The organism is Neisseria flava, from assembly GCF_982712965.1.
On record NZ_CEXQBZ010000058.1, the window covers coordinates 1 to 8,619 of the forward strand.

Genomic DNA, 8,619 nt, shown 5'->3' on the forward strand with positions numbered 1-8,619 from the left:
TCGGAGAGGCTGTGCCATTGTCCGAGCAGGACGGCTTTGAACATGGACAACAGGGGATAGGCGGGACGGCCGCGGTGATCTCGGAGGTAACGGGTTCTTTGACGATTCAGGTACTGTTCGGTCGGCTGCCAATCAATCACCTGATCCAACTTCAATAGTGGGAAGCGGTCGATGTGTTTGGCAATCATGGCTTGTGCGGTTTGCTGGAAGAAGGTGCTCATGAGAAATCCCCTAAATGTCTTGGTAGGAATTTAGGGGATTTTGGGGAATTTTGCAAAGGTCTCAGATAATGAATGGCAACCAAGATGCAGACAGTTTGGCTGAAACCGTAACCGATGCCGCTGCCACAATCGTCAGCTACACCATTGATGCAACCGTCGAAGCCTTGTTGAAAGAGCAAATTGAAGCCGAAAAAAATCTGGAAACGCTCAGAGCCTGCCTGAAAAGATTGGCAGCGGCCAAACCGATTATCCTGTTTATCGACGAACTCGACCGCTGCCGCCCCGATTACGCCGTCGATATGTTGGAAGTCATCAAACATGTCTTTGATGTCGAAAACGTCAAAGTCGTGCTGGTAACGAACACCAAGCAACTGCGCGCGGCGATTAATCATCGGTATGGGGCGGAAGTCGATGCGCACAAATATTTGGATAAGTTTTTGAAGTACAGTTTTGCCTTGCCGGATAAAGTTGTGGCTCGGTTTGAGGACGAAAGAACATTTGTATCAATTCGTTATTGTCAGGAATTAATAGAACTGAATGGCGAATTATCTCTGTTAATCAAAAATAATCCAATCATGGATTTCCTTGGTGAGATTATTCAACGAAATAATCTGTCGCTAAGAGAAACGGAAACATTAGTACGATATTTGGAAATATTTAATTCTTTAGCCCAAGGATTAGGGAAAGATTTTGTAATTGAATATAAATTGCTCATTATTACAGCTATATTTATCTTTTGTTTTTATCCAAAATTAGCTGAAGACATTAATAGAAATCGCACACATGCCGAAGATTTTGCTCAATTATTCAATATCCAATCATTACCTGACTTCAATGATGAACAGCGTACTTATATTTCCGAGGATACAGATATATTGGCTATTACATTAATTAATTATAGTTGCATTACAGATCCTCGGTTCAATTTTCGTGGCAGTGATATTGCAGAATATTGGAATAAGAAAATGAATTCCAAGTTCTTAATGAATAGTAATTTAGGTTATGGTCAAGAATTGCCGCTAAAATTGATGCCGCAAAAACTGTTTAGTATAGTGGATTAAAATAAAAATGAGACAAGGCGGCAACGCCCGCCGTGTACAGGTAGTACATAAGGGCGTTGGCAACGCCGTATCATTGCAATTTTAATCCACTATATTTTGAAAAATACTTTCCAAGTCCTTAGCCTTGAACAAACACCGCAATAAAAAAGGTCGTCTGAAAACCCAAAACCAAGTTTTCAGACGACCTCTCTTTATCTAAGCTGGTGCCGGAGAAGGGAATCGAACCCCCGACCTTCGCGTTACGAATGCGCTGCTCTACCGACTGAGCTACACCGGCACGGTGTTCGTTATCATATACATAAACGGGATGATCAGCAAGTTCGTATTTCCCAATAAGGTCGTTGTTCGGTGAAAATATATGCCGTGTTTTCAGACGACCTTTTTATATAGTGGATTAAATTTAAATCAGGACAAAGCGATGAAGCCGCAGACAGTACAGATAGTACGGTAAGGCGAGGCAACGCCGTACTGGTTTAAATTTAATCCACTATAAAAGCCCGTATGGGGATATTGTTTTGATTCTTGACTTTCCACTCCTTCCACCCGCCCGGAAACGGCAATGGGTTGGGTAGGTTTATCCGGAATCGGCAAGCTGTCGGCCTCCGTCCAAATATAATATTTAACAGTTAACAAGCTAAATCTGAATGATGGGTTCGGCCGCGAGGTCGGATGAACGGGAGGCGCAAAGCGTGTCGCATTAAGGTTCGATATTTCGGACAAATACTTGCGAATTGCGGCCGTTGGCAAGGTAATCTCGGCGGCGTTCTTCGGGTAATGCGTCTGGAGAGGTCGTCTGAAAACCGCGTTCGACAAACCATTCGCCTGTACGGGTGGAGAGGGCAAATAAGCGGCGGATGCCCAAGCTTTGGGCTTTTTGGAAGAGGTGGTCGAGCAGCATTTCGCCGTAGCCGCCGTCGCGGGCTTCGGGGGAGACGACGAGGCAGGCGAGTTCGCCGATTTCGGGATCGTCGAAAGTTTTGAGGGCGACGCAGCCGTAGATATTGCGGTCGTGTTCGAGGACGGAGAAGCCGGAGATGTGGTTTTCGAGATATTCGCGGCTGCGGTGCAACAGGATGCCTTGTTCTTCAAGCGGGCGTATCAGGTCGATGATGCGCGGGATGTCGTGGCTGTGGGCTTGGCGGATGGAGACGAAGGCATCGCGGGCGATGGCGGTGCCGCAGCCTTCGCGGGTGAATAGTTCGCGCAATAGTCCGCCGTCTTCGCGTCCGCTGAGGATTTGAACGCGGCTGACACCGTTTTCGACGGCGTTGACGGCGGCTTGGAGCAGGCGCACGGGGACGTTGTTTGCGGTTTCTATCAGGTGGCGGACTTCGCCTGAGGACAGGGTGGACATGAGGACGCCGTCGGCGTTGCAAATGCCGGCTTCTTCGGTCAGGTACACGAGTTTTTCGGCTTGAAGGGCGACGGCGACGGCTTCGGCGGCTTCGCTCATGCTGAGATTGAAGGTTTTGCCGCCGTAGGAGTGTCCGAGCGGGCTGATGAGGACGATGGCGCCGTCGTCAAGGCGGCGGTTGATGGAGTCGGTGTCGGTTTTGCGGACGATGCCGGTGTAGCCCATGTCTATGCCGTCAATGACGCCGAGCGGACGGGCGGTGAGGAAATTACCCGAAGCGGTGGGAATCGGTTTGTTGCGCAAGGGGGCGGATGCGCTGCTGCACAGGGCGGCTTCGATGTCGCTGCGTATCATTCCGACCGCCTGCTTGGCGTCGCGCAGGGTGGCATCGTCGGTAATGCGGCGGTTGCGGTGGTATTGCGGAACGAATTGTCTGTCGGCGGCGAGGCAGTTGAGAAAATGGCGCGTGCCGTGTACCAACACGAGCCGCACGCCCAAGCCGGCGAGCAGGTGGAAATCGGCGGCAAGCCGGTTCAGGGTGTCGCCTTCGAGCAGGCTGTCGGTGATACCGATAACCAGTGTTTTGCCGCGCAGGTAGTGGATATAGGGCGCGGCTTCGCGAAAATTGGCAACAAAGCCTGGAGATGTGTTCATAACAAGACCAGATAGAAAAGCTGCATGATGAGGACGGTCAGCGCAACGAGTACCGCCAGCGTCCAGTTGAAGCCTTCTTCGGATTTGGCGGGTTTGGCAGCGGCAGCCATCAAGGCTTGGAATTCTTCAGTCCGCCGCTTTTCCTCTTCGGCACGCCGTGCCTCTTCTTCTTTGGCTTTTCGGGCGCGTTCGGCGCTGTCGAGCAGGTTGGCGATTTCGTGGCGGGAGAGTTGTTTGCGGTTGCGGATGTTGCCGCCCATGTCGTGTACGAGGCGAACGTCAGTAACGGCGTTGGGCAGTGTATCGGGGTTGGCGGGGGCGGAGGACGGTGCCAAGCTGTCTTTGGCTTTGAACAGACCTTCGCATTTATTGCAAACGACAAAGCCTTGTGCGACGTTGAGCTGGGTGTCTTTGACCCAAAGTGAGGTTTTGCAGTGTGGGCAGATACAGGCGGGCATAGGGGTTTTCCGTGTAAAGTGTGGAATGTGTTGTTTTAATGTGTGTTTGATCGGGTTGGATCGTCTGAAAAAGGGATTGTCCGTTTTCAGACGACCTTTTGTTTATCGGATTTTAGGCAACGCCGTAGCGTTCGCGGTAGGCTCTGACCGGCTCGAGGAAGCCGCCGAATTCCGCATTGTTTTGCAGGAGCGTGAACAGGTCGTTCAGATTGGCAATGGCAACGACGGGCAGGCCGTATTGTTTTTCCACTTCCTGAACGGCGGACAATTCGCCCGTGCCTTTTTCCATGCGGTCGAGCGCGATGGCGACGGCGGCGGGCGTTGCGCCTTCCGCTTCAATCAGTTTGACCGATTCGCGCACAGATGTTCCCGCAGAAATCACGTCGTCGATAATCAATACGCGGCCTTTGAGCGGCGCACCGACCAACACGCCGCCTTCGCCGTGGTCTTTCGCTTCTTTGCGGTTGTAGGCAAACGGCACGTTCACGCCTTTTTCCGCCAGCATCATCGCCGTTGCCGCCGCCAAAATAATGCCTTTGTAAGCCGGGCCGAACAGCATGTCGAATTTCACGCCGTTCTCAATAATCGCCTGCGCGTAAAACTTCGCCAGTTGCAGCGTCGATGCGCCGTCGTTAAACAATCCGGCGTTGAAAAAATAAGGCGACTGACGGCCTGCCTTGGTCGTAAATTCACCGAATTTCAATACATTCTGCGCCAGCGCAAACTTAAGGAAATCTTGACGGAAATCGGACATTTTGCTTCTTTCGAAAGATATTGATTTATAAAGGAAGAGATTATAAAGGATTCATGAGGAAAATGCAGGTCGTCTGAAAACAGGTTTTCTGGTTTTCAGACGACCTGTTTCATTCAAGCCCTTTAAAATACGCCATTAGCCATTACCTATCGGTAAGCGGCGACGGCGGCATACTTGATATGCCCAAGCCGATGATTTACTGTTACAATCCGAATTTATTTGTTTTCAAACCATTTTTCAGGAGCAAACGCCATGCGAAACGACGTTTACGACTATACCGTCACAGGACAGGTTGCTAAAAATACCGTCCTGCAAAAAACTTACCGCCTGCTCGGCCTGTCTTTCATTCCCGCCGTTGCCGGCGCATATTTCAGCGGCCAGTTTGGACTGAATCTGTTCTCTCTGTTCGGTCAAGGCTGGATGGGGCTGGTTGCCGTGCTGGTGTTCTTCTACGGCATGACTTTCCTCATTGAGAAAAACCGTTACAGCAATGTCGGCGCAACCCTCCTGATGATCTTCACTTTCGGCATGGGTGTGCTGATCAGCCCGCTTCTGCAATATACGCTCGCTATTCCAAACGGTACGCAAATCGTCGGCATCGCTGCCGCCATGACTGCCGGGGTGTTCTTCACCATGTCTGCAATGGCGCGCCGCACCAATGTCAATATGAATTCGCTAGGCCGCTTCCTGACCGTCGGCGCGGTAGTGTTGATGATCGCGATGATTGCCAACTTCTTCCTGCAAATCCCGGCATTGAGCCTCGCCGTTTCGGCAGCGTTTGTCCTGTTCAGCTCGCTGATGATTATGTGGCAGGTGCGTACGGTGATTGACGGTGGCGAAGACAGCCATATCAGCGCGGCTCTGACCATCTTCATCTCCATCTACAATATCTTCAGCAGCCTGCTGCGTATTTTGTTGGCGTTCAGCGGCGATGATTAACCGTTTACGCATCTGACGAAAGAATTCAAAGGTCGTCTGAAAACTGCAAACAGGTTTTCAGACGACCTTTTTGACATTCCATTCCCCGCCCGCTATCCTGACGGCTGCCATCACTCATCCTACTACCCATGAACACTATCCCCCCGCGCCGCGCCGTTTACGCAGGCAGCTTCGACCCGCCGACCCTCGGCCATCTTTGGATGATACAAGAAGCTCAGGTTCTTTTTGACGAACTCGTCGTCGCCATCGGCATCAATCCCGAAAAACGCAACACCTACACCATAGACGAACGCCGCGCCATGCTCGAAGCGATTACGGGCGACTTTCCCAATGTCCGCATCAGCGTATTTGAAAACCGCTTCCTAGTCCGCTACGCGCGCGAAATCGGCGCGGGCTTTATCGTTCGCGGTATCCGCTCCGCCGCCGACTACGAATACGAACGCTCCATGCGCTATATCAACAGCGACCTTGCACCCGAAATTTCGACGGTTTTCCTGATGCCGCCGCGCGAAATCGCCGAAGTGTCTTCCACTATGGTCAAAGGCCTGGTCGGCCCGGATGGCTGGCACGACATAATACGCCGCTACCTGCCCGAAGCCGTGTACAAAAAAATCGTGCAGGATTATGAAACTTAAATGTTGTTAACGAGAAGGTCGTCTGAAAGCTTGAAACGCAAGTTTTCAGACGACCTTTCGATTTATGGCGGTGTTTGTGTAATTCTAAATTTATATTTAATAATCAGATAATAGTATTCATTTTAAATGTATTTTTATTGGTAGCTGCTTCGTTGCAGAATATAAACACGATTTGTTATAAATAAAGATAATTGTTATCAATTATTTCGATTAAACAAAAATATTTCCTATAATGCGGCATCCCTTCACCTTTCGAGTTGAACATGCAATATTCCACCCGCCTTTCCTTGCTTCCCGCCCTGATTGCCTCCGCCTTCCCGCTGTATGCCGCCGATACAGCCGATGGTGAACATTACACCGCTACCCTGCCCACCGTTACCGTGGTCGGACAGTCTGACACCAGCGTACTCAAAGGCTACATCAACTATGACGAAGCCGCCGTTACCCGCAACGGGCAGCTCATCAAAGAAACGCCGCAAACCGTCGATACGCTCAACATCCAAAAAAACAAAAATTACGGTACGAACGATTTGAGTTCCATCCTCGAAGGCAATGCCGGCATCGACGCTGCCTACGATATGCGCGGCGAAAGCATTTTCCTGCGCGGTTTCCAAGCCGACGCATCCGATATTTACCGCGACGGCGTGCGCGAAAGCGGGCAGGTGCGCCGCAGCACTGCCAACATCGAGCGCGTGGAAATCCTGAAAGGCCCGTCTTCCGTACTTTACGGCCGCACCAACGGCGGCGGTGTCATCAACATGGTCAGCAAATACGCCAACTTCAAACAAAGCCGCAACATCGGTGCGGTTTACGGCTCATGGGCAAACCGCAGCCTGAATATGGACATCAACGAAGTGCTGAACAAAAACGTCGCCATCCGCCTCATCGGCGAAGTCGGGCGCGCCAATTCGTTCCGCAGCGGCATAGACAGCAAAAACGTCATGGTTTCACCCAGCATTACCGTCAAACTCGACAACGGCTTGAAATGGACGGGGCAATACACCTACGACAATGTGGAGCGCACGCCCGACCGCAGTCCGACCAAATCCGTGTACGACCGCTTCGGACTGCCTTACCGCATGGGGTTCGCCCACCGGAACGATTTTGTCAAAGACAAGCTGCAAGTTTGGCGTTCCGACCTCGAATACGCCTTCAACGACAAATGGCGCGCCCAATGGCAGCTCGCTCACCGCACGGCGGCGCAGGATTTCGACCATTTCTATGCAGGCAGCGAAAACGGCAACCGCATCAAACGCAACTACGCCTGGCAGCAGACCGACAACAAAACCCTGTCGTCCAACTTCACGCTCAACGGCGACTACACCATCGGCCGTTTTGAAAACCATCTGACCGTAGGCCTGGATTACAGCCGCGAACGCCGCAACCCGACATTGGGTTTCAGCCGCGCCTTTTCCGCCTCCATCAACCCCTACGACCGCGCAAGCTGGCCGGCTTCGGGCAGGCTGCAACCCGTCCTCACCCAAAACCGCCACAAAGCCGACTCCTACGGCATCTTTGTGCAAAACATCTTCTCCGCCACGCCCGATTTGAAATTCGTCCTCGGTGGCCGTTACGACAAATACACCTTTAATTCCGAAAACAAACTCACCGGCAGCAGCCGCCAATACAGCGGCCACTCGTTCAGCCCCAACATCGGCGCAGTGTGGAACGTAATGCCCGCCCACACGCTCTACGCCTCGTATAACAAAGGCTTCGCGCCTTATGGCGGACGCGGAGGCTATTTGAGTATCGACACTTCGTCTGCCGCCGTGTTCAACGCCGACCCCGAGTACACCCGCCAATACGAAACCGGCGTCAAAAGCAGTTGGCTGGACGAACGTCTCAGCACCACATTGTCCGCCTACCAAATCGAACGCTTCAATATCCGCTACCGCCCCGACGCACAAAATAATCCCTACACTTGGGCAGTCGGCGGCAAACACCGTTCGCGCGGCGTGGAGTTGTCCGCCATCGGACAAATCATCCCCAAAAAACTCTACCTGCGCGGATCGTTGGGCGTGATGCAGGCGAAAGTGGTTGAAGACAAGGAAAATCCAAACCGCGTGGGCATCCATTTGGAAAACACCAGCAACGTTACCGGCAACCTGTTTTTCCGTTACACGCCGACTGAAAACCTCTACGGCGAAATCGGCGTAACCGGTACGGGCAAACGCTACGGCTACAATTCGAGCCAAAAGCTAACCACCACGCTTCCCGGCTTCGCCCGCACCGACGCCATGCTCGGCTGGAACCGCAAAAATCTGAACCTTACTTTCGCCGTCGGCAACCTGTTCAATCAAAAATACTGGCGTTCCGACGCCATGCCCGGCGCGCCGCGCACTTATACGGCACGGGTGAATTACAGTTTCTAATCCCGGTCAGAAAACAGAACAAAGGTCGTCTGAAAACTCGAAACACGGGTTTTCAGACGACCTTTTACTTTCTATAGTGGATTAAATTTAAATTAGGACAAGGCGACGAAGCCGCAGACAGTACAGATAGTACGGCAAGGCGAGGCAACGCCGTACTGGTTTAAAGTTAAT

The 8,619-nt window shown here is 51.8% G+C and carries 8 protein-coding genes, 1 tRNA gene and 1 pseudogene; 5 read left to right on the forward strand and 5 right to left on the reverse strand.

Annotated elements, in window-relative coordinates:
• Nucleotides 1–221: transposase (locus tag AC5M9B_RS03620; RefSeq protein ID WP_487648267.1), on the reverse strand; the 221-nt coding region annotated here is incomplete at its 3' end.
• A gap of 68 nt (nucleotides 222–289) precedes the next feature.
• Between AC5M9B_RS03620 and AC5M9B_RS03625 the strand changes: the two genes are divergently transcribed.
• A complete protein-coding gene (locus AC5M9B_RS03625; protein WP_487648268.1) occupies nucleotides 290–1,282 on the forward strand; it encodes a KAP family P-loop NTPase fold protein in 993 nt (330 codons plus the stop codon).
• A 201-nt stretch (nucleotides 1,283–1,483) separates the two neighbouring features.
• On the opposite strand, the gene AC5M9B_RS03630 is transcribed toward AC5M9B_RS03625, so the two are convergent.
• Nucleotides 1,484–1,559 (reverse strand) — tRNA-Thr (locus tag AC5M9B_RS03630).
• A 108-nt stretch (nucleotides 1,560–1,667) separates the two neighbouring features.
• On the opposite strand from AC5M9B_RS03630, the pseudogene AC5M9B_RS03635 reads away from it, so the two are divergent.
• A pseudogene (locus AC5M9B_RS03635) lies at nucleotides 1,668–1,730 on the forward strand (transposase); the annotation flags it as partial.
• Nucleotides 1,731–1,979: 249 nt separating this feature from the next.
• Here AC5M9B_RS03635 and argA read toward each other — a convergent pair.
• The 3 genes from argA to pyrE all read right to left on the reverse strand — a co-directional run bounded on the left by argA (nucleotide 1,980) and on the right by pyrE (nucleotide 4,502).
• Entirely contained in the window at nucleotides 1,980–3,290 is a 1,311-nt protein-coding gene (gene argA / locus AC5M9B_RS03640; RefSeq protein ID WP_070655389.1) for an amino-acid N-acetyltransferase, read from the reverse strand.
• Entirely contained in the window at nucleotides 3,287–3,748 is a 462-nt protein-coding gene (locus AC5M9B_RS03645) for an MJ0042-type zinc finger domain-containing protein (protein WP_070655390.1), read from the reverse strand. The genes argA and AC5M9B_RS03645 overlap by 4 nt, the downstream gene beginning before the upstream one ends.
• Nucleotides 3,749–3,860: 112 nt before the next feature.
• A complete protein-coding gene (gene pyrE / locus AC5M9B_RS03650) occupies nucleotides 3,861–4,502 on the reverse strand; it encodes an orotate phosphoribosyltransferase (protein ID WP_070655392.1) in 642 nt (213 codons plus the stop codon).
• 252 nt (nucleotides 4,503–4,754) lie between these two features.
• On the opposite strand from pyrE, the gene AC5M9B_RS03655 reads away from it, so the two are divergent.
• The 3 genes from AC5M9B_RS03655 (at nucleotide 4,755) to AC5M9B_RS03665 (ending at nucleotide 8,448) form a co-directional block, all read left to right on the forward strand.
• Nucleotides 4,755–5,441, forward strand: a complete 687-nt coding sequence (locus AC5M9B_RS03655; RefSeq protein WP_019270041.1) for a Bax inhibitor-1/YccA family protein — start codon at nucleotides 4,755–4,757, stop codon at nucleotides 5,439–5,441.
• Between the two features lie 128 nt (nucleotides 5,442–5,569).
• The gene (coaD, locus tag AC5M9B_RS03660) at nucleotides 5,570–6,076 is read left to right on the forward strand and encodes a pantetheine-phosphate adenylyltransferase (RefSeq protein WP_016686445.1); all 507 of its coding nucleotides are present in this window, start codon (nucleotides 5,570–5,572) and stop codon (nucleotides 6,074–6,076) included.
• Nucleotides 6,077–6,339: 263 nt separating this feature from the next.
• Nucleotides 6,340–8,448, forward strand: coding sequence for a TonB-dependent receptor (locus AC5M9B_RS03665; RefSeq protein WP_070655395.1), 2,109 nt, complete (start codon nucleotides 6,340–6,342; stop codon nucleotides 8,446–8,448).
• Nucleotides 8,449–8,619 lie beyond the last annotated feature (171 nt).

Coding starts and splice junctions, on each gene's coding strand:
- AC5M9B_RS03625 (WP_487648268.1), top strand. CDS start 290: ATGAATGGCAACCAAGATGCAGACAGTTTGGCTGAAACCGTAACCGAT.
- argA (WP_070655389.1), bottom strand. CDS start 3,290: ATGAACACATCTCCAGGCTTTGTTGCCAATTTTCGCGAAGCCGCGCCC.
- AC5M9B_RS03645 (WP_070655390.1), bottom strand. CDS start 3,748: ATGCCCGCCTGTATCTGCCCACACTGCAAAACCTCACTTTGGGTCAAA.
- pyrE (WP_070655392.1), bottom strand. CDS start 4,502: ATGTCCGATTTCCGTCAAGATTTCCTTAAGTTTGCGCTGGCGCAGAAT.
- AC5M9B_RS03655 (WP_019270041.1), top strand. CDS start 4,755: ATGCGAAACGACGTTTACGACTATACCGTCACAGGACAGGTTGCTAAA.
- coaD (WP_016686445.1), top strand. CDS start 5,570: ATGAACACTATCCCCCCGCGCCGCGCCGTTTACGCAGGCAGCTTCGAC.
- AC5M9B_RS03665 (WP_070655395.1), top strand. CDS start 6,340: ATGCAATATTCCACCCGCCTTTCCTTGCTTCCCGCCCTGATTGCCTCC.